This window comes from Klebsiella sp. TF21-TM, from assembly GCF_019753495.1.
GTDB lineage: Bacteria > Pseudomonadota > Gammaproteobacteria > Enterobacterales > Enterobacteriaceae > Klebsiella > Klebsiella quasipneumoniae.
This window is the reverse complement of record NZ_JAIJYL010000014.1, coordinates 39,619-58,211: the sequence shown is the minus strand read 5'-3', so window position 1 is coordinate 58,211 and position 18,593 is coordinate 39,619. Positions and strand designations below refer to the sequence as shown.

General features: G+C 59.5%; 19 protein-coding genes. 11 read left to right on the top strand and 8 right to left on the bottom strand.

The genetic code is table 11. The annotated features are described in order from the left end of the window. Positions 1-85 precede the first annotated feature (85 nt). From K5R89_RS14910 to cysE, 5 genes are all read left to right on the top strand, one after another. Positions 86-517, top strand: coding sequence for a rhodanese-like domain-containing protein (locus K5R89_RS14910; protein WP_023291350.1), 432 nt, complete (start codon positions 86-88; stop codon positions 515-517). Positions 518-621: 104 nt separating this feature from the next. Next, positions 622-873 carry a glutaredoxin 3 gene (gene grxC / locus K5R89_RS14905; protein WP_002922429.1) on the top strand — a complete coding sequence of 84 codons (252 nt, stop codon included), beginning with the start codon at positions 622-624 and terminating at the stop codon, positions 871-873. 60 nt (positions 874-933) lie between these two features. After that, positions 934-1,401, top strand: a complete 468-nt coding sequence (gene secB / locus K5R89_RS14900) for a protein-export chaperone SecB (protein ID WP_002922428.1) — start codon at positions 934-936, stop codon at positions 1,399-1,401. Beyond that, positions 1,401-2,420 (top strand): NAD(P)H-dependent glycerol-3-phosphate dehydrogenase, encoded by a 1,020-nt coding sequence (gene gpsA, locus K5R89_RS14895; protein ID WP_004205045.1) that lies wholly within the window; start codon positions 1,401-1,403, stop codon positions 2,418-2,420. Before secB ends, gpsA begins: the two co-directional genes overlap by 1 nt. Positions 2,421-2,493: 73 nt before the next feature. Next, positions 2,494-3,315: a serine O-acetyltransferase gene (gene cysE / locus K5R89_RS14890; protein WP_002922426.1), complete on the top strand. Its 822-nt coding sequence runs from the start codon at positions 2,494-2,496 to the stop codon at positions 3,313-3,315. Between the two features lie 101 nt (positions 3,316-3,416). Here the strand turns inward: cysE and trmL are convergent, their stop codons facing one another. The 5 genes from trmL to K5R89_RS14865 all read right to left on the bottom strand — a co-directional run bounded on the left by trmL (position 3,417) and on the right by K5R89_RS14865 (position 8,249). Further along, on the bottom strand, positions 3,417-3,890 hold the full coding sequence (gene trmL, locus K5R89_RS14885; RefSeq protein WP_023291348.1) for a tRNA (uridine(34)/cytosine(34)/5-carboxymethylaminomethyluridine(34)-2'-O)-methyltransferase TrmL: 474 nt from the start codon (positions 3,888-3,890) through the stop codon (positions 3,417-3,419). A 104-nt stretch (positions 3,891-3,994) separates the two neighbouring features. Next, positions 3,995-5,179, bottom strand: a complete 1,185-nt coding sequence (gene lldD / locus K5R89_RS14880; RefSeq protein WP_032454357.1) for an FMN-dependent L-lactate dehydrogenase LldD — start codon at positions 5,177-5,179, stop codon at positions 3,995-3,997. Then, positions 5,179-5,952 (bottom strand): transcriptional regulator LldR, encoded by a 774-nt coding sequence (gene lldR / locus K5R89_RS14875; protein WP_004205041.1) that lies wholly within the window; start codon positions 5,950-5,952, stop codon positions 5,179-5,181. Before lldR ends, lldD begins: the two co-directional genes overlap by 1 nt. Further along, positions 5,949-7,604, bottom strand: a complete 1,656-nt coding sequence (gene lldP, locus K5R89_RS14870; RefSeq protein WP_023291347.1) for an L-lactate permease — start codon at positions 7,602-7,604, stop codon at positions 5,949-5,951. The genes lldR and lldP overlap by 4 nt, the downstream gene beginning before the upstream one ends. Before the next feature lie 282 nt (positions 7,605-7,886). Continuing rightward, positions 7,887-8,249, bottom strand: a complete 363-nt coding sequence (locus K5R89_RS14865; RefSeq protein WP_002922410.1) for a YibL family ribosome-associated protein — start codon at positions 8,247-8,249, stop codon at positions 7,887-7,889. Positions 8,250-8,521: 272 nt separating this feature from the next. On the opposite strand from K5R89_RS14865, the gene K5R89_RS14860 reads away from it, so the two are divergent. Then, a complete protein-coding gene (locus K5R89_RS14860) occupies positions 8,522-8,746 on the top strand; it encodes a hypothetical protein (RefSeq protein ID WP_044525039.1) in 225 nt (74 codons plus the stop codon). Here the strand turns inward: K5R89_RS14860 and mtlR are convergent. From mtlR to mtlA, 3 genes are all read right to left on the bottom strand, one after another. Then, entirely contained in the window at positions 8,735-9,331 is a 597-nt protein-coding gene (gene mtlR / locus K5R89_RS14855) for a mannitol operon repressor MtlR (protein WP_002922401.1), read from the bottom strand. The two genes, K5R89_RS14860 and mtlR, sit on opposite strands and share 12 nt — an antisense overlap. After that, entirely contained in the window at positions 9,331-10,479 is a 1,149-nt protein-coding gene (gene mtlD / locus K5R89_RS14850; RefSeq protein ID WP_023291346.1) for a mannitol-1-phosphate 5-dehydrogenase, read from the bottom strand. Before mtlD ends, mtlR begins: the two co-directional genes overlap by 1 nt. Before the next feature lie 100 nt (positions 10,480-10,579). Continuing rightward, a complete protein-coding gene (gene mtlA / locus K5R89_RS14845; protein ID WP_217259437.1) occupies positions 10,580-12,487 on the bottom strand; it encodes a PTS mannitol transporter subunit IICBA in 1,908 nt (635 codons plus the stop codon). 538 nt (positions 12,488-13,025) lie between these two features. On the opposite strand from mtlA, the gene K5R89_RS14840 reads away from it, so the two are divergent. The 5 genes from K5R89_RS14840 (at position 13,026) to selB (ending at position 18,567) form a co-directional block, all read left to right on the top strand. Then, positions 13,026-13,394, top strand: a complete 369-nt coding sequence (locus K5R89_RS14840) for a DUF3302 domain-containing protein (protein ID WP_032454354.1) — start codon at positions 13,026-13,028, stop codon at positions 13,392-13,394. Between the two features lie 3 nt (positions 13,395-13,397). Then, a complete protein-coding gene (locus tag K5R89_RS14835) occupies positions 13,398-14,534 on the top strand; it encodes an HlyD family secretion protein (protein WP_023291343.1) in 1,137 nt (378 codons plus the stop codon). A 92-nt stretch (positions 14,535-14,626) separates the two neighbouring features. Next, positions 14,627-15,235 (top strand): glutathione S-transferase, encoded by a 609-nt coding sequence (locus tag K5R89_RS14830; protein ID WP_044525035.1) that lies wholly within the window; start codon positions 14,627-14,629, stop codon positions 15,233-15,235. Between the two features lie 105 nt (positions 15,236-15,340). Then, positions 15,341-16,729: an L-seryl-tRNA(Sec) selenium transferase gene (gene selA / locus K5R89_RS14825; RefSeq protein WP_023291342.1), complete on the top strand. Its 1,389-nt coding sequence runs from the start codon at positions 15,341-15,343 to the stop codon at positions 16,727-16,729. Then, the gene (gene selB, locus K5R89_RS14820; RefSeq protein WP_087827805.1) at positions 16,726-18,567 is read left to right on the top strand and encodes a selenocysteine-specific translation elongation factor; all 1,842 of its coding nucleotides are present in this window, start codon (positions 16,726-16,728) and stop codon (positions 18,565-18,567) included. Before selA ends, selB begins: the two co-directional genes overlap by 4 nt. The last annotated feature ends 26 nt before the right edge of the window (positions 18,568-18,593 follow it).

Sequence of the window (18,593 nt, the reverse complement as noted above, 5' to 3'; positions counted from 1 at the left end):
GCGCTCACTGGCTGTAATTGCCGCAAGGCACAGGTATACTCCTTTCCTGGTTTTTTTCTCACTTAGTCGGGAGTTGTAACCCCCCATGCAAGAAATTATGCAATTCATCGGCCGTCACCCTGTTCTGAGCATCGCGTGGATCGCGCTGCTGGGGGCGGTGCTGTTCACCACCTTCAAGGGCCTGATGTCGAAAGTTAAAGTCATCACCCGTGGTGAAGCGACGCGTCTTATCAATAAAGAAGACGCGGTGGTGGTCGACCTGCGTCAGCGTGACGATTTCCGTAAAGGCCATATTGCCGGCGCCATCAACCTGCTGCCCAGCGATATCAAAGCGAATAACGTCGGCGAGTTGGAAAAACACAAATCGCAACCCATTATTGTGGTAGACGGTTCCGGCATGCAGGCGCAAGAGCCAGCCAGCGCGCTGAACAAAGCCGGGTTTGAAAAAGTCTTTGTACTGAAAGAGGGCATTGCTGGCTGGAGCGGCGAAAACCTCCCTCTGGTACGCGGCAAATAACTTACCTCGCGTGGTGATGCCGCCGCGTTTTCCCCTTCGCGCCTGACGTGAGGGGAACACAGGCTGCGGCGTAAAACCCTCAGGGTAATAACAGGAGTGAAGTCATGGCCAATATTGAGATCTACACCAAAGCGACCTGCCCGTTCTGCATCCGCGCGAAAGCGCTGCTGAACAGCAAAGGCGTAACGTTCCATGAGTTGCCGATCGATGGCGATGCCGCGAAGCGTGAGGAGATGATCCAGCGCAGCGGACGGACGACGGTTCCGCAGATTTTTATTGATGCGCAGCACATTGGCGGCTGTGACGACTTGTATGCGCTTGATTCACGTGGTGGACTTGATCCCCTCTTGCGCTAATTTTTGCGCGCTTTCCCTGCCGGAAGCGCGTATTTAAGGACAACACGAAAGGGTTTTACTATGTCAGAACAAAACAGCACCGAAATGACCTTCCAGATCCAGCGTATCTATACCAAAGATATCTCTTTTGAAGCGCCGAACGCGCCGCAAGTTTTCCAGAAAGACTGGCAGCCGGAAGTTAAACTTGATCTGGATACCGCCTCCACCCAGCTGGCTGAAGGCGTTTATGAAGTGGTGCTGCGTGTAACCGTGACCGCCGCGCTGGGCGAAGAGACCGCGTTCCTCTGCGAAGTACAGCAGGGCGGTATTTTCTCCATCGACGGCATCGAAGGCACCCAGATGGCGCACTGCCTTGGCGCATACTGCCCGAACATTCTGTTCCCGTACGCGCGCGAGTGCATCACCAGCCTGGTTTCCCGCGGTACCTTCCCGCAACTTAACCTTGCGCCAGTGAACTTCGATGCGCTGTTTATGAACTATCTGCAGCAGCAGGCTGGCGAAGGTGCTGAACAACATCAGGATGCCTGATGAACGCACTTAATGCTGCAATGACTGTGATCGGTGCCGGCTCTTACGGCACCGCTCTTGCCATCACCCTGGCAAGAAATGGCCACCACGTTGTGCTCTGGGGCCATGACCCGAAACATATCGCGACGCTGCAACACGATCGCTGCAACGCCGCGTTCCTTCCCGATGTGCCTTTCCCGGATACGCTGCATCTTGAAAGCGACCTGGCCACCGCCCTGGCCGCCAGCCGCGATATTCTGGTGGTGGTGCCAAGCCATGTGTTTGGTCAGGTGTTACGCCAGATTAAACCGCTGATGCGTCCTGACGCGCGTCTGGTATGGGCGACCAAAGGTCTCGAGGCTGAAACCGGTCGTCTGCTGCAGGACGTGGCGCGTGAAGCGCTGGGCGATGATATCCCGCTGGCGGTGATCTCCGGGCCAACCTTCGCCAAAGAGCTGGCCGCCGGCCTGCCGACGGCGATTTCGCTGGCGGCGACGGATCCGCAGTTTGCCGAGGATCTGCAGCACCTGCTGCACTGCGGCAAGAGCTTCCGCGTCTACATCAACCCGGACTTTATCGGCGTCCAGCTCGGCGGCGCGGTGAAAAACGTCATCGCCATCGGGGCGGGGATGTCGGACGGCATCGGCTTCGGCGCCAATGCGCGGACGGCGCTGATTACCCGTGGCCTGGTGGAAATGTCTCGCCTTGGCGCGGCGCTGGGCGCCGACCCGGAAACCTTTATGGGCATGGCCGGTCTCGGTGACCTGGTGCTCACCTGCACCGACAACCAGTCCCGTAACCGTCGCTTCGGCATGATGCTCGGCCAGGGGATGGACGTGCAAAGCGCCCAGGAAAAGATTGGCCAGGTGGTTGAAGGCTACCGCAATACCAAGGAAGTTCGCGTTCTGGCACAGCGTTTAGGTGTCGAAATGCCAATAACCGAGGAAATTTATCAGGTATTGTATTGCGGAAAAATTGCGCGCGAGGCAGCATTGACCTTATTGGGTCGCGCCCGCAAGGACGAGCGCAGCAGCAATTAGCTTTCCTTTGTCACCTGAATGACCCTGCCAGCGTAGAACTGGCAGGTCATTACCATATCGCCTGGAGTATGCAATGCCGTGTGAAGAACTGGATATCGTCTGGAATAATATTAAAGCCGAAGCCCGGGCTCTGGCGGACTGTGAGCCAATGCTCGCCAGTTTTTACCACGCAACGCTACTCAAGCATGAAAATCTGGGCAGCGCGCTGAGCTATATGCTGGCCAACAAGCTGGCTTCCCCGATTATGCCGGCTATCGCCATTCGAGAAGTGGTGGAAGAAGCCTACGCCGCCGACCCGGAAATGATCGCCTCGGCGGCCTGCGATATTCAGGCGGTGCGCACGCGTGACCCGGCGGTGGATAAATACTCGACGCCGTTGCTCTATCTGAAGGGTTTCCATGCCCTGCAGGCCTATCGTATCGGCCACTGGCTGTGGACTCAGGGCCGGCGTGCGCTGGCGATTTTCCTGCAAAACCAGGTGTCCGTCTCTTTCCAGGTGGATATCCACCCGGCGGCGAAAATCGGCCGCGGGATTATGCTCGACCACGCCACCGGTATTGTGGTCGGTGAAACGGCGGTGATTGAGGATGACGTCTCTATTCTGCAGTCGGTCACCCTCGGCGGTACCGGTAAAACCAGCGGCGACCGTCACCCGAAAATTCGCGAAGGCGTGATGATTGGCGCCGGGGCGAAAATCCTCGGCAATATCGAAGTCGGGCGTGGGGCGAAGATTGGCGCCGGTTCGGTGGTATTGCAGCCGGTTCCGCCGCACACCACCGCCGCAGGCGTGCCGGCGCGTATCGTCGGCAAGCCGGAGAGCGACAAGCCGGCGATGGATATGGATCAGCATTTCAACGGCATCCACCACACTTTCGAGTACGGCGACGGGATTTAACGTCTTGCCCGGTGGCGCTGCGCTTACCGGGCCTACGATCTCTGCCCGCCAGCATGTCGCCCGGATAAGGCGCGGTGCGCCGCCATCCGGGAAGGGGTCAGTTAGCTGCGCAGCACGGCGCCTGGATACCCCAGCTGCCGCCAGGCCTCGTACACCACCACCGACACCGCGTTTGACAGGTTCATGCTGCGGCTGTCCGGCATCATCGGAATCCGAATTTTCTGCTCCGGCGGCAGGGCATCAAGGATGCTGGCCGGCAGACCGCGGGTTTCCGGACCAAACATCAAGAAATCGCCATCCTGATAGCTCACCGCGCTGTGCGCCGGCGTACCTTTGGTGGTCAGGGCGAACAGACGCTGCGGCTGCGCGCTGGCGATAAACGCCGCGTAATCGGCGTGGCGCTGCACGGCGGTGAACTCGTGATAGTCCAGTCCGGCGCGTCTCAGGCGCTTATCGTCCCAGGTGAAGCCCATGGGCTCAATGATATGCAGACTGAAGCCCGTGTTGGCGCACAGGCGGATAATATTCCCGGTGTTCGGCGGGATCTCTGGTTCGAATAACACGATGTTCAGCATACTGCCCCCTTAATTGCGGGGGGCAGAATAGCAGATATTTGGTCAACCCTCACCCCGGCCCTCTCCCTGAGGGTGAGGGCCGGGGGAGAGCAAAACGGCGCAGCTTATGCCGCGTTATGCTGCTTCAGCGCATCGAAGGTCTGCAGCGCCTCCGTGTTCTGCACCAGCGAATCACGGCTAATGTCCGCGATGGTTTTTGCGCCGGTCAGGGTCATCGCCACCTTCATCTCTTTCTCGATCAGATTCAGCAGATTCGCCACCCCCTGCTTGCCATGGGTCGCCAGGGCGTACAGGTAAGCGCGGCCCAGCAGTACGCTGTCGGCGCCCAGGGCGATCATTCGCACGACGTCGAGACCGTTGCGGATGCCGCTGTCGGCGAGAATGGTAATGTCGCCTTTCACTGCGTCGGCAATCGCCGGCAGGGCGCGGGCGGAGGAGAGCACGCCGTCAAGCTGGCGGCCGCCGTGGTTGGAGACCACAATGCCGTCGGCGCCGAAGCGCACCGCGTCGCGGGCGTCCTCCGGGTCGAGGATCCCTTTGATCACCATCGGTCCGTCCCAGAAATCACGGATCCACTCGAGGTCTTTCCATGAAATCGACGGATCGAAGTTATTCGCCAGCCAGCCGATGTAATCCTCCAGGCCGGTCGGCTGGCCGAGATAGGCGGAGATATTCCCCAGATCGTGCGGACGGCCGTTGAGGCCAACGTCCCATGCCCACTGCGGATGGGTGACCGCCTGCCAGTAGCGGCGCAGGGCGGCGTTCGGGCCGCTCATGCCGGAATGGGCGTCGCGGTAGCGGGCGCCGGGAGTCGGCATATCGACGGTAAAGACCAGCGTTGAACAACCCGCCGCCTTCGCGCGCTCCAGCGCATTACGCATAAAGCCGCGGTCGCGCAGAACATACAGCTGGAACCACATCGGCCGCTTGATGGTCGGGGCGACCTCTTCGATCGGACAGACGGAAACGGTGGAGAGGGTAAACGGAATGCCTTTGTCATCCGCTGCGCCGGCGGCCTGCACTTCGCCGCGGCGGGCGTACATTCCGCACAGCCCCACCGGCGCCAGCGCCGTCGGCATCGCCAGCTTCTCGTTGAAGAGGGTGGTCTCGAGGCTCAGATCCGACATATTGCGCAGAATACGCTGGCGCAGCGCCACGTCGGAAAGGTCCTCGACGTTGCGGCGCAGGGTATGTTCGGCGTAAGCCCCGCCGTCGATATAGTGGAACAGGAACGGCGGCAGGATACGCTGGGCGGCGGCGCGATAGTCGCTGGCGGCGGAAATAATCATCACGAATTCTCCCTGGAATTATCAATAGCATCGCCGGGCAGGCGGGTAATTCGCGCCTGGCGGGCCTGGTCTTCATCAAAACGTTTAATGGTGGCGTGGACAAAACCTAAGTGGGCCATCATCGCCTGGCGCGCCGCCTCGGCGTCGCCGGCGACAATCGCCTCCATGACGGCCTGGTGCTGTTCGGTCAGGCGGGCAAAAACCGGCGGCACCAGATACATCCGCTGACGGCTCTGCTTGACGGAGGAGTGCAGCAGGTCGAAAAAGCCGCGCATGGTTTGCAGGAGCACCACGTTATGCGAGGCTTCGGCGATGGCCAGATGAAAGCGGACGTCCGCCTGCGAGGCGATATCCGGGTCTTCGCTCTGGGTCGCTTCAAAGCACAGGCGAATTTTTTCTTTATCGGCGTCGGTGGCCCGCATCGCCGCGTGCCACGCGGTGCTGGCCTCGATGGCGTGGCGGGCCTCGAGGATGTCGAAGCTGTAGTCAGGGTCATCGGCCAGCAGCGTCTTCAGCGGCTGGACGATGTTTTGCTCCGACCACGGCTCATGCTGAAAGCGGACGAAAGTGCCGCCGCCGCGACGGCTCAGCAGCACCCCTTCATTGACCAGCATCGCCAGCGCTTCGCGCAGGGAATTGCGCGAGACGCCGAGCTGAGCGGCGAGCTGGCGCTCGGCGGGCAGTCGCATGCCCGCCTCCAGCTGTTGTTCTTCAATCAGCGCCCGGACGCGACGCGCCACGTCGTCGGCCAGGCGTTTAGGCATCACTATCACGGTATCATCCAGGTTAAAACGTAGGCCTGCAGCGTAGTGATCAGACCCACCATGCAGGTGAAGATCAGGCTGTGTTTGACGGTAAAGCGGAACAGATCCGACTCTTTACCCACCAGGCCTACCGCGGCGCAGGCGATGGCGATCGACTGCGGGGAAATCATCTTGCCGGTGACGCCGCCGGTGGTATTGGCCGCGACCAGCAGGATATCGGAGACGCCAATCTGCTGCGCCGCCGTTGCCTGCAGCGCGGCGAACAGGGCGTTAGACGAGGTGTCCGAACCTGTCAGGAATACCCCCAGCCAGCCCAGGAACGGCGAGAAGAAGGTAAACGCATGGCCGGTATGGGCCAGCGCCAGGGCCAGGGTCGACGACAGCCCGGAGTAGTTGGAGATAAAGGCGAACGCCAGCACCATGCCGATAGAGTAGATCGGCAGCGCCAGGTCCTTCAGCGTTCCGGCGAAGGTGGTCAGCGCGTCTTTCGGCTTCATGCGCAGCCAGACGATGGACAGCAGGGCGGCGAACAGAATGGCGGTGCCGGTTGCCGACAGCCAGTCAAACTTATAGATGGCGGCGTAAGGCGTCGCGGCGCTGACCACCGGCGGCATGCGGGCGACCATTTTGTCGAGGAACGGCACCGAAATATTGATGACGAAGTCATACATCGCGCCGCCCGGTGCGAACAGCGCTTTGAACGGCGGCACGCTCCACAGGGTCACGGTGGCGGTCAGGAACAGGAACGGCGACCAGGCGCGGATCACTTGTCCCGCGGTGTAGCGCGTGCGGGCCAGCGTCATATCCACCTGCGAGGCGCCGATATCGCCAAAGCGGAAGATGCGTGCCGGCTGCCAGCGTTTGAGGAACAGGGTCAGGCAGACCAGGGAGACCAGCGATGAGATGATGTCCGGCAGCTCCGGGCCAAGGAAGTTAGAGCTGAGGTACTGGGCGATAGCGAACGAGCCGCCTGCGACCATCACCGCCGGCCAGGTCTCTTTGATACCCCGCCAGCCGTCCATAATCGCCATGATCCAGAACAGCACGATAATGGTCAGGAACGGCAGCTGGCGGCCCACCATCTGGCCGATGGCGAAGCTGTCGATACCGGTCACCTGACCGGCCACCAGGATCGGGATGCCCATCGCGCCGAAGGCCACCGGCGCGGTGTTGACGATCAGGCACAGGCCTGCGGCATACAGCGGGTTAAACCCGAGGCCGACCAGCAGCGCCGCGGTAATCGCCACCGGCGCGCCAAATCCCGCCGCCCCTTCGAGAAAGGCGCCGAACGAGAAGCCGACGATCAGCATCTGCAGGCGCTGGTCAGGCGTAATCGACAGGATCGACGAGCGGATAATGTCGAACTGTCCGGTCTTCACCGAGATTTTATAGACGAAGACTGCGGCAATAATAATCCAGGCGATGGGCCACAGCCCGTAGAAGAAGCCATACACCACCGAGGCCAGGGCGCGATCCACCGGCATTTTATAGAACAGCAATGCGACGGCCAGGGCGATCGCAACGGTCCAGGTAGCGGCGAGATAGCCTTTCAGTTTGAGCTTTATCAGCGCAAAAAAGAAAAACAGAATCGGTAGCGATGCGATAAGACTGGATAACCAGATATTACCGGCGGGATCGTAGTTTTGTTGCCAGAGATTCATGCAGGGTCTCCATCGGGCCGCCAGGACGGGTGGGCTGAGTCTGCGCTCTTTGCCGACCCGTCGTAGGTAAAATTGGCCCGGCCAATTAGGGATAGCAGGGTTGATGACAACGAATGGTTAACCAGATGTTACTCTTAGGCAACGGGTTTGTGATGTATTTTGATGGATTTGTGAACTGTCGGGGGTAGATAAAATTATTGGTTGGACCAATCGGCCGGACAGGGAACGAAAAAGGGGGGGGGTAGGACAGAATAGCCCTCTCCGAACGGAGAGGGCTGGGGATCAGAATTCGCTGCGGGCGAAACCGGTCATCTCTTTCAGGCCCATTTCCCGGCCCAGGGCGGTCATCGGATGGACGACCACCAGGCCGCGGACGCTTTTCTTCAGCTTGCCCATATCGGCCTGCTCTTTTTTGGTAATCGCGCGGCGGAACGGCAGGCTCATCAGCTTCTGCGCCTCTTTGCTCAGCTTCTGGCTCTGGACGGAACGCAGACGTTCAATCTCCGTTTCCAGAGTGGCTTTTTCTTTCTCCAGCTCCGCGTATTTATCGGCAGCTTCCACCAGCGACAGCTCGGCCTGCTGGTGGCGGATGGCGTCGAGACGATCGCTCAGACGTTTGATTTCATTCTTTTCGACTTCTTTCATGGTGATTTGATCTGTTAATAAAGGGGCTTCATTCGCCTATAGTATGTGCCGTGACCGCTATTGTTGATAGCTATTTATCAAAAATTCGCCGTTTATCGCCGTCAGAATACAATACCTTAATCTGCTAATAATTTGAATTTTATAATTATTCCTTCCGATACCCGCGCTAATTTCATTTCTGTGAAGCCTGTCGGCAGATAAGCACGTTTTCCTTAACCCACGCCGGTGAATTGGCTAATGCTTAATCAGATTATTCCCAAAAGGAGGACGTGATGGCAAAGATCGGCGACGGCGTACCACGTTTAATCGACAAAGCGGTTGATTTTATGGCTTCCAGTCAGGCGTTTATGGAGTATTTGAAAAAGTCTCCGCGGCTGCAGCATGTACCGCGAGATATCCCTCAGGATAAGGAAGCGTTGTTTCTGCAGCGTCTGGAATATTATCGTCAGCTTTACCGGCCGACCTGCGACCAGACGGCGCCGGAATCAGAGCGTTGATTTCTGGAAGGCTTTTTTTAAGCTGATTCGTGAAATCAGCTCAGTCAGGGACAACACCATCGTTGAACGCACCATCTGCTGGTAACGCAGTTTCTGCATTGCCAGCAGTTCGGCGTCGCTGTCATCAAACTGCGGCGTTGGCGGCAGGGCGGCGACGCAGTGCAGTTCGCCGAACGGACCGATAATTTCGTCGTCGGTAAAGCTGTACTCATTGCCGTCGTGATTAAGCTCTTCGCGCAGGGCCATCAGCAGCTCGGCGTCTTCATATTCGGCACGACTTATCACCCCAAGGCCATAAATCAGCTTCAGGCGTACTGAGAGATCGCCGAGCGGCCCGCTGCCCTCCAGCAAGGGCTCGACGGCGTATTTCACCGCGTAGTCGTCTTTACGGAACACCTGAAGCACCAGAATATTGACCGCTTCCGTTAACAGCTCGACGGTGGCGATCAGGAAGCTTCGTACGGTTTTGCCAGCATTCAGACGCTCAAGCACACGGTTTTCAAATGCTTGTGTTTCTTCCATCATTGCCTGCATATCTGACAGGAGTCGTAATGGGCGCGACGTCGGCCGCGCCAGGTTGTGCATCATTTTACCGCGTTATAGTCGTTAACGGCCTCCGCGACGACATCGCTTGCCGCGTCAAGGCCGGAAATCTGCGCCAGCGCGGCCTGCGGCCCTTTGTCGGCGATCAGTGTCGCCAGCTCCTGCGCCTGCGGATCGTCTTCGCTACGGAAATGCATCGCCGCCGCAATCCCTTTCACCAGATTGCGGTGCGGCAGGCCGTATTCCAGCGTACCCAGCAGCGGCTTAATTAAACGGTCGCCGGCGCTCAGTTTGCGCAGCGGCTGACGGCCTACGCGCTCGACATCGTCTTTCAGGTACGGGTTCTCGAAACGGCCAAGAATTTTCTGGATATAAGCCGCGTGCTTCTGCGGGTCAAAGGCGTAGCGTTTGATCAACACCGCGCCGCTCTCCTCCATCGCGCCCTGCACGACGGCCCGAATTTTCTCGTCGAGTATCGCGTCGCGAATCGTCTGGTGGCCCGCCAGTTTTCCGAGGTAGGCGGTTATAGCATGCCCGGTGTTCAAGGTGAAGAGCTTGCGTTCGACAAATGCCATCAGGTTATCAGTTAATTCCATTCCCGGGATGGTCGGCAGTTCGCCCTTGAACTGGGTTTTATCGACGATCCATTCGCTGAAGGTTTCCACGGTGACTTCCAGCGGGTCATGGGTAGCGGACGCTGAGGGCGGCACAATACGGTCAACGGCGGAGTCGACGAAGCCGATATGGGTTTCCACCCAGGCCTTATCTTCCTCCGCCAGGGCGTTAAATACGTGGCCTTTTAACTGCGTGGTGCCGCGCACCATGTTTTCGCAGGCGATAATGTTCAGCGGGCGTTCGGTGCCCTGCGCCTTGCGCTTCGCCAGCCCTTTGGCGATGGCCGGGGCGATGCGCTCAAGAACGACGGGACCGACGGCGGTGGTCACCAGGTCGACGCTGGCGATCAACTCCACTACCTCGTCGCCAATGCTGCTGACGGCATTCACGCCGGAGACGGTATCCACCTGCTCATTTTCGCCAACGACGTGAACCTGGTAGCTATGACGGGCATTCAGGGCATCAAGTACGGTCTGATTGACATCGGCAAACGTCAGGTCGATGCCCGCGTCGGCCAGCAGTTTACCGATAAAGCCACGTCCGATATTACCTGCGCCAAAATGTAATGCTTTCATAGTATTAACCTTCAATTAATGTTTTTACCTGAGAGGGCTGGGGTGAGGCTTTTTCCCTCACCCCAACCCTCTCCCAAAGGAGAGGGTTGGATAGCGCTGATTATTTATTCAGCAGCGCCAGTACGTCTTCGACGCTGGTGGTTTTCGCCAGGCGCTCAATCACCGTTTCGTCATCCAGCGCATTGGTCAGGCTGGTAATCACCTGAATGTGCTCGTTGTTGCGGGCGGCGATGCCGATCACCAGGCGGGCAACATCGTCTTCATCTTCCCCAAAGCGCACCCCTTCCGGGTACTGGCAGAAGACGACGCCGGTTTTCAGCACGCGGTCTTTCGCTTCGATGGTGCCGTGCGGCACCGCGATGGACTCGCCGAGATAGGTCGAGGTCAGTTTTTCGCGGTCCAGCATCGCCTGCACATATTCCGGCTCGACGTAGCCGCCTTTCACCAGCTGCTCGCCGGCGAAGCGAATGGCTTCTTCTTTGGTGGCCGCTTTGCGACCGAGGAAGATGTTATCCGCACCCAGCTTGAACAGGTTTTTGTCAGTATCATCAAAGCTGTCTTTCAGGCTATCGGTGACTTTAACTTCGTTGTCGATGTGGCGCTGGGCCGCCACCAGACGCTCGGTCAGGCTGGTGTACAGACCGCTGTCGAGGAAGTTGGTCAGCGAAATATGCTGCGCCTGCGGTACCTGGCGCATGGCGCGCTCGGTCAGGTCGCGGTGGGTGATCACCAGGTCAACATCCGGCGGCAGATTATTGATGGCGCTGTTGGTGACCGAGATGTTGCTCAGGCCGGCATCCTGCACTTTCTTGCGCAGTACCCCGGCGCCCATGGCGCTGGAGCCCATCCCGGCGTCGCAGGCGACGATGATTTTACGCACATGGCTCAGGTCGTTGGTGACATTGCCAGCCGCCAGCGGGTTGGCGCCTTTGGATTCCGCTTTCATGTCATGCATACGACGGGTCGCGGCTTCGATATCGTCTTCTTCTTTGACTTTACTGGTCTTGAGCAGAACCGCAGAGACGACGAAGGAGACCGCCATCGCGGCGATAATGGCTGCGATGTTCGCGAAGTAGGCCCCTTTCGGCGTCATCGCCAGCACCGCCAGGATAGAGCCCGGGGAAGCCGGAGAGACCAGACCGCCGTTGAGGATGGTCAGGGTGAAGACACCGGTCATCCCGCCGAGGATAACGGCCAGGATCAGACGTGGGTTCATCAGCACGTACGGGAAGTAGATTTCATGGATACCCCCCAGGAAGTGGATGATAGCCGCCCCGCCTGCAGACTGTTTAGCGCTGCCGCGGCCAAAGAACATGTACGCCAGCAGAACGCCCATCCCCGGACCTGGGTTAGCTTCAATCAGGAAGAAGATGGATTTACCCAGCTCGTGGGACTGCTGAATACCCAGCGGCGAGAAGATACCGTGGTTGATGGCGTTATTGAGGAACAGGATTTTTGCCGGTTCCACGAAGATAGACGCCAGCGGCAGCATGTCGTGCGCCACCATGAAGTTAACGCCAGCCGCCAGAATTTTCGACAGAACTTCTACCGCCGGGCCGATGCCGAGGAAGGCGAGAATGGCGAGGATCATCCCGATGATGCCGGCGGAGAAGTTATTCACCAGCATTTCAAAACCGGATTTGATCTTACCGTCTACCCAGTTATCGAATTTCTTGATGCAGTAGCCGCCCAGCGGGCCGGCGATCATGGAGCCGAGGAACATCGGCATATCCGCGCCGACGATAACGCCCATGGTGGTGATCGCCCCGACCACGCCGCCACGTTCGCCGCCGACTAATTTACCGCCGGTGTAACCGATCAGCAGCGGCAGCAGGTAGGTGATCATCGGACCGACCAGCTTCGCCAGCGTTTCGTTTGGCAACCACCCTGTCGGAATGAAAAGCGCGGTGATGATACCCCACGCGATAAACGCGCCGATATTCGGCATCACCATATTGCTGAGAAAACGACCAAAGCTTTGCACTTTGATCTTGATATCGGATGACATAAAACACCCCTTCTTCTGTTTTGCGTATCGCGCAGGCTAAAAGCCCGAGGTTTGTTGTTAATGTGGCGGCAGAGGTAGCCGGGCCCTGATTGATAGTGCGAAATCTGGCACTGAATCGTTTAGCTGTCCAGCCAGCGCCCTTAAGTGTGATTTAGATCACATGAATATAGGGGGCTGAGAGGGTTTTGTAGTGATTGCGATCACATAATAGCTGTGTAAAAAAACAACAGACCGCCGTTTTTGCCGCTAATCTGCGTTTTTGTGTGATATTTGTCACAATTTTGTTTCGTGTTTTTGTTGTTTGTTTGTGATTTTGATCACAAAGAATTTCACGGTGGATTTTTACCGCTGTGATCTCGGCCCGGTTTTGCGGCCAGGGCGAGGCGGCGCTGTAACTAAGCAACCATGTTTGTTAAATAACTTTTTTCCGCCGGATGGCAAAAATGAAAGGGGTGAATTATGCTCAAATCAGCGGTCCGGATATCAGTGGGCCGTGATTAAAATTCATATAAATTATTAGCGTAAAGCCGAGGGAATTATGTTTCTCAATTATTTTGCGCTGGGCGTTCTGATCTTCGTTTTTCTGGTCATTTTTTATGGAATTATCATTATTCACGATATTCCTTATTTGATTGCCAAAAAACGCAACCACCCCCATTCCGATGCTATTCATGTCGCCGGATGGGTCAGTCTTTTTACGCTCCACGTCATCTGGCCGTTTTTATGGATATGGGCCACGCTGTACCAGCCTGAGCGCGGTTGGGGCATGCAGCATAAGGCGAATACGGACCCCGACGAACCTGAAAAAGAGACGGATATACAACAGCTTCGCCAACGACTGAGCGACCTTGAACATCAGGTGGCGGCCATCCAGCGGCCACAGTCCACCGCTGCGGCGGAGAAATAAACTATGGATCTGTTGATCATTTTGACCTACGTGGCCATCGCCTGGTCGATATTTAAAATCTTCAAAATACCGGTTAATAAATGGACGGTTCCCACCGCGGCGCTGGGGGGCGTATTTATTGTTAGCGCGCTTATTTTATTAATGAACTATAACCACCCTTACACCTTTCTGGCGCAAAAGGCGGTAATATCTATTCCTATTACGCCGCAGGTGACCGGGGTTGTCAGCAGCGTCACCGACAAAGCGAATCAGCGCGTCGAAAAGGGCGAGGTGTTATTTACCATTGACCCGGCGCGCTACCAGGCGCGGGTCGATCGCCTGCAGGCCGACCTGGTGACAGCGCTGCACAGTATTAACACCCTCAAGGCGCAGCTCTCTGAAGCCCAGGCCAACACCACCCGCGTGTCGGCGGAACGCGATCGCTTATACAAGGACTATCAGCGCTACCTGAAAGGCAGCCAGGCGCGGGTGAATCCGTTCTCGGAAAGCGACATCGATAACGCCAGGCAGAATTATCTGGCCCAGGACGCGCTGGTCAAGGCGTCGGTGGCGGAGCAGGCGCAGATCCAGAGCCAGCTGGATAGCATGATCAACGGCGAACAGTCGCAAGTGGCCAGCCTGCGCGCCCAGCTGGCGGAGGCGAAATATAATCTCGATCAGACCACCGTGCGGGCGCCCAGCGATGGGTATATCACTCAGGTGTTGATCCGTCCGGGGACCTACGCCGCCTCGCTGCCGCTGCGGCCGGTGATGGTGTTTATCCCTGAGCAAAAACGGCTGATCGTCGCCCAGTTCAGGCAAAATTCGCTGTTAAGGCTGGAGAAGGGCGACGACGCGGAAGCGGTGTTTAATGCCCTGCCCGGACAGGTGTTCCACGGTAAACTGGTGAGCATTTTACCGGTGGTGCCCGGGGGGACCTATCAGGCGCAGGGGGCGTTGCAGTCGCTGACCGTGACGCCGGGCAGCGATGGCGTGCTGGCGACCATCGAGCTCGATCCGAATGCCGAAATTGATGCGCTACCCGATGGCATCTACGCTCAGGTGGCGGTCTACTCCGACCATTTCGCTCACGTTTCGGTGATGCGTAAAGTGCTGCTGCGCATGACCAGCTGGATGCACTACCTCTATCTCGACCATTAATGCGATCGGCGGCAGGTTGAGCGGGAGGCTCACCTGCCTTTTACCTCGCCCTGAGCCATACTCATATCTTTGTTGGCGATAAGGAGCAGGCTATGAAACTGATCGGCAGCTACACCAGTCCCTTTGTGCGCAAAATATCGGTGATCCTGCTGGAAAAGCGCATCCCTTTTGAGTTTGTCAACGAATCCCCCTACAGCGAAAGCAACGGCGTGGCGCGCTATAACCCGCTGGGCAAAGTGCCGGCGCTGGTGACGGATGACGGCGAATGCTGGTTTGACTCCCCGGTTATCGCCCAGTATCTCGAGCTGCTGGGCGTGGCGCCGCCGATGATCCCCGCCGATCCCAGAGCCGCTCTCAGGATGCGCCAGCTAGAGGCGCTGGCGGATGGGGTGATGGAGGCCGCCCAGGCGCTGGTGCGCGAAAAGGCTCGCCCCGCGGCCCAACAGTCAGAGCAAGAGCTGCTCCGCCAGCGGGAGAAAGTGGCGCGCGGCCTCGACAGGCTGGAAGCCTGCGCGGCGGACGGGACGCTGCGCGGCGACGAGGTCAATCTGGCGACCATCGCCACGGCCTGCGCCATCGCCTACCTGAACTTTCGCCGGGTGGCGCCGGGCTGGTGCGCCACCCGGCCGCAGCTGGTGAAGCTGGTGGATGCGCTGTTCCAGCGCGCCAGCTTTGCGCGCACCGAACCGCCGCGGACTTGACCCAGACAGGTAACAGTTTGCGCAAGGAGGCGTTACAATCGCCGCTGATTGTTGACTCCCTCTCCCGTCGGGAGGGGGGAAAATAACTAACCGCCAGGCCCATTGATGACTACCGAAATTCGTGCGCTTTATACCCGGCTTCCGGCCATTGACCGCTTACTCCGCGACCCCGCTTTTTCCTCCCTGCTGACGCAGCACGGCCATTCGCAGGTGGTGACGCAGCTGCGCCAGATGCTGGACGAGGCGCGGGAACAGATCCGCCAGTGTCAGACACTGCCTGACTGGAGCCATGACTGGCTGAGCGCCTGCGCGCAGCGGCTGACCGCCAGAAGGCAGAGCGCCCTGCGTCCGGTGTTTAATCTCACCGGTACGGTGCTGCACACCAATCTCGGGCGCGCCATCCAGGCTGAGGCGGCGGTGGAGGCGGTCGCCAGCGCGATGCGCGCACCGGTGACGCTCGAATATGATCTCGACGACGCCGGGCGCGGCCATCGCGATCGCGCCATTGCCGATCTGCTGTGCCAGATCACCGGCGCGGAAGATGCCTGTATCGTGAACAACAACGCGGCGGCCGTTCTGCTGATGCTGGCGGCTACCGCCAGCGGCAGGGAGGTGGTGGTCTCCCGCGGCGAGCTGGTGGAGATCGGCGGGGCGTTCCGCATCCCCGACGTGATGCGCCAGGCGGGTTGTCAGCTGCACGAAGTGGGCACCACCAACCGCACCCATGCCAAAGACTATCGCCAGGCGGTGAATGACAATACCGCCCTGCTGATGAAGGTCCACACCAGCAACTACAGCATTGAAGGCTTTACCAAAGCCGTCGACGAAGCGGAGCTGGCGGTCATCGGCCGCGAGCTGGACGTCCCGGTGGTGGCCGACCTGGGGAGCGGGTCGCTGGTGGATCTCAGTCAGTATGGCCTGCCCAAGGAGCCGATGCCGCAGGAGATGATCGCCGCCGGGGTGAGCCTGGTCAGTTTCTCCGGCGACAAACTGCTTGGCGGCCCGCAGGCCGGAATTATCGTCGGCAAACGCGCGCTGATTGCCCGCCTGCAAAGCCATCCGCTGAAGCGGGCCCTGCGCGCGGATAAAATGACCCTCGCGGCGCTGGAAGCCACGCTGCGCCTCTATCAGCATCCGGAAGCGCTGCGGGACACCTTACCGACGCTGCGCCTGCTCACCCGCCCGGCGGACGAAATCCGCCGGCAGGCCGAACGTCTGCAGCCTGCCCTGGCGGCACACTATGCTGATTTTGCCGTCAACGTGGCAGCCTGCCAGTCGCAGATTGGCAGCGGCTCGTTACCTGTCGACCGTCTGCCTGGCGCGGCGTTGACCTTTACCCCGCATGACGGCCGCGGCAGCCGGCTGGAGGCGCTGGCGGCCCGCTGGCGCGCGCTGCCGTGCCCGGTGATTGGCCGCATTTATGACGGTCGGCTCTGGCTGGACCTGCGCTGTCTGGAAGATGAAACCCGGTTTATGGAGATGTTGTTACGATGATTATTGCCACCGCTGGACATGTTGACCACGGCAAAACGACGCTGCTGCAGGCGATAACCGGCGTAAATGCCGATCGTCTGCCGGAAGAGAAAGCGCGGGGAATGACGATCGATCTCGGCTATGCCTACTGGCCGCAGCCGGACGGGCGGGTGCTGGGATTTATTGACGTGCCCGGGCACGAAAAGTTTTTGTCCAACATGCTGGCGGGGGTGGGAGGGATCGACCATGCGCTGCTGGTGGTGGCCTGCGATGACGGCGTGATGGCGCAAACCCGCGAACACCTGGCGATCCTGCAGCTGACCGGAAAGCCGACGCTGACGGTAGCGCTCACCAAGACGGACCGCGTGGCGGCCGCCAGGGTGGCGGAGGTTCAGGCGGAGGTCGAGCAGACCCTGCGCGAACTGGGCTTTGACGCCGCCGCTTTCTTCCCCACCGCGGCGGTGGATAACATCGGTATTGCCGAACTGCGCAGCCATCTGCTGCAGCTTGCGGAGCGCCCCCATCCACAGCAGCGGCGTTTTCGCCTGGCGCTGGATCGCGCCTTTACCGTCAAAGGGGCGGGGCTGGTGGTCACCGGGACGGCGCTCTCCGGTGAAGTTCGGGTCGGGGATACTTTGTGGCTCACCGGCGTCAACACGCCGATGCGCGTCCGCGGCCTGCATGCCCAGAATCAAGCGGTTGAGCAGGCGCACGCCGGGCAGCGCATTGCGCTGAATATTGTCGGCGATGCGCAGAAAGAGGCATTGCACCGCGGCGACTGGCTGCTCTCCTCACCGCCGCCGGAGCCTGCAGAGCGGGTGATTGTCGAACTGCAGTGCCATACGCCGCTCAGCCAGTGGCAGCCGCTGCATATTCACCACGCTGCCAGCCACATCACCGGCCGGGTGTCGCTCCTGGAGGGCGGCCTGGCGGAGCTGGTGCTGGATACTCCGCTGTGGCTGGCGGATAACGACCGGCTGGTGCTCCGCGATATCTCCGCTCGCTTGACGCTGGCCGGCGCACGGGTGGTGACGCTGGATCCCCCGCGCCGCGGCAAGCGTAAACCGGAGTATCTGCAGTGGCTTCACGCCCTGGCGGCGGTCGGCGCTGACGATGCGCAGGCCCTGGAGCTGCATCTGCAGCGGGACGCCGTCCGGCTTGAGCGCTTCGCCTGGGCGCGGCAGCTGAGTGAAGCCGGAATGGCGGCCTTGATCCAGCGACCGGACTATCTGCAGGCCGGACAGCGCCTGCTTAGTGCGCCGCTTGCCGCCCGCTGGCAGCGAAAATTGCTGGATGCCCTGGTGCGCTACCATGAGCAGCATCGCGACGAGCCGGGCCCTGGCCGGGAGCGCCTGCGCCGCATTGCGCTGCCGATGGAAGAGGAAGCGCTGGTGCTGCTGCTGATTGAGCAGATGCGCGAGAGCGGATTAGTCCACAGCCATCACGGCTGGCTGCATCTGCCCGAGCATAAAGCCGGGTTTACCGACGAGCAGCAGGCGGTCTGGCGGAAGGTGGAGACCCTGTTCGGCGATGATCCCTGGTGGGTGCGCGATCTCGCGCGCGAAGTCCATGTTGAAGAGTCCCTGATGCGCGCGGTGCTGCGCCAGGCGGCGCAGCAGGGGATGATTACCGCGATCGTCAAAGATCGTTACTACCGCAACGATCGCATTGTGCAGTTCGCCCAGCGGGTGCGCGAGCTGGATCAGCTGCGCGGCTCAACCTGCGCGGCGGATTTTCGCGATACCTTAAACGTAGGGCGGAAGCTGGCGATCCAGATCCTCGAGTATTTCGATCGGATTGGCTACACCCGCCGTCGCGGCAACGATCATATCCTGCGCGATAAGGCATTGTTTCTCTAATCGTTAACGCCTGCTCCCCGGCGGGC

Bases quoted from the DNA above. Each gene is read 5' to 3' on its own strand.
- K5R89_RS14910 (WP_023291350.1), top strand. From the start codon at position 86: ATGCAAGAAATTATGCAATTCATCGGCCGTCACCCTGTTCTGAGCATC.
- grxC (WP_002922429.1), top strand. From the start codon at position 622: ATGGCCAATATTGAGATCTACACCAAAGCGACCTGCCCGTTCTGCATC.
- secB (WP_002922428.1), top strand. From the start codon at position 934: ATGTCAGAACAAAACAGCACCGAAATGACCTTCCAGATCCAGCGTATC.
- gpsA (WP_004205045.1), top strand. From the start codon at position 1,401: ATGAACGCACTTAATGCTGCAATGACTGTGATCGGTGCCGGCTCTTAC.
- cysE (WP_002922426.1), top strand. From the start codon at position 2,494: ATGCCGTGTGAAGAACTGGATATCGTCTGGAATAATATTAAAGCCGAA.
- trmL (WP_023291348.1), bottom strand. From the start codon at position 3,890: ATGCTGAACATCGTGTTATTCGAACCAGAGATCCCGCCGAACACCGGG.
- lldD (WP_032454357.1), bottom strand. From the start codon at position 5,179: ATGATTATTTCCGCCGCCAGCGACTATCGCGCCGCCGCCCAGCGTATC.
- lldP (WP_023291347.1), bottom strand. From the start codon at position 7,604: ATGAATCTCTGGCAACAAAACTACGATCCCGCCGGTAATATCTGGTTA.
- K5R89_RS14865 (WP_002922410.1), bottom strand. From the start codon at position 8,249: ATGAAAGAAGTCGAAAAGAATGAAATCAAACGTCTGAGCGATCGTCTC.
- K5R89_RS14860 (WP_044525039.1), top strand. From the start codon at position 8,522: ATGGCAAAGATCGGCGACGGCGTACCACGTTTAATCGACAAAGCGGTT.
- mtlR (WP_002922401.1), bottom strand. From the start codon at position 9,331: ATGCACAACCTGGCGCGGCCGACGTCGCGCCCATTACGACTCCTGTCA.
- mtlD (WP_023291346.1), bottom strand. From the start codon at position 10,479: ATGAAAGCATTACATTTTGGCGCAGGTAATATCGGACGTGGCTTTATC.
- mtlA (WP_217259437.1), bottom strand. From the start codon at position 12,487: ATGTCATCCGATATCAAGATCAAAGTGCAAAGCTTTGGTCGTTTTCTC.
- K5R89_RS14840 (WP_032454354.1), top strand. From the start codon at position 13,026: ATGTTTCTCAATTATTTTGCGCTGGGCGTTCTGATCTTCGTTTTTCTG.
- K5R89_RS14835 (WP_023291343.1), top strand. From the start codon at position 13,398: ATGGATCTGTTGATCATTTTGACCTACGTGGCCATCGCCTGGTCGATA.
- K5R89_RS14830 (WP_044525035.1), top strand. From the start codon at position 14,627: ATGAAACTGATCGGCAGCTACACCAGTCCCTTTGTGCGCAAAATATCG.
- selA (WP_023291342.1), top strand. From the start codon at position 15,341: ATGACTACCGAAATTCGTGCGCTTTATACCCGGCTTCCGGCCATTGAC.
- selB (WP_087827805.1), top strand. From the start codon at position 16,726: ATGATTATTGCCACCGCTGGACATGTTGACCACGGCAAAACGACGCTG.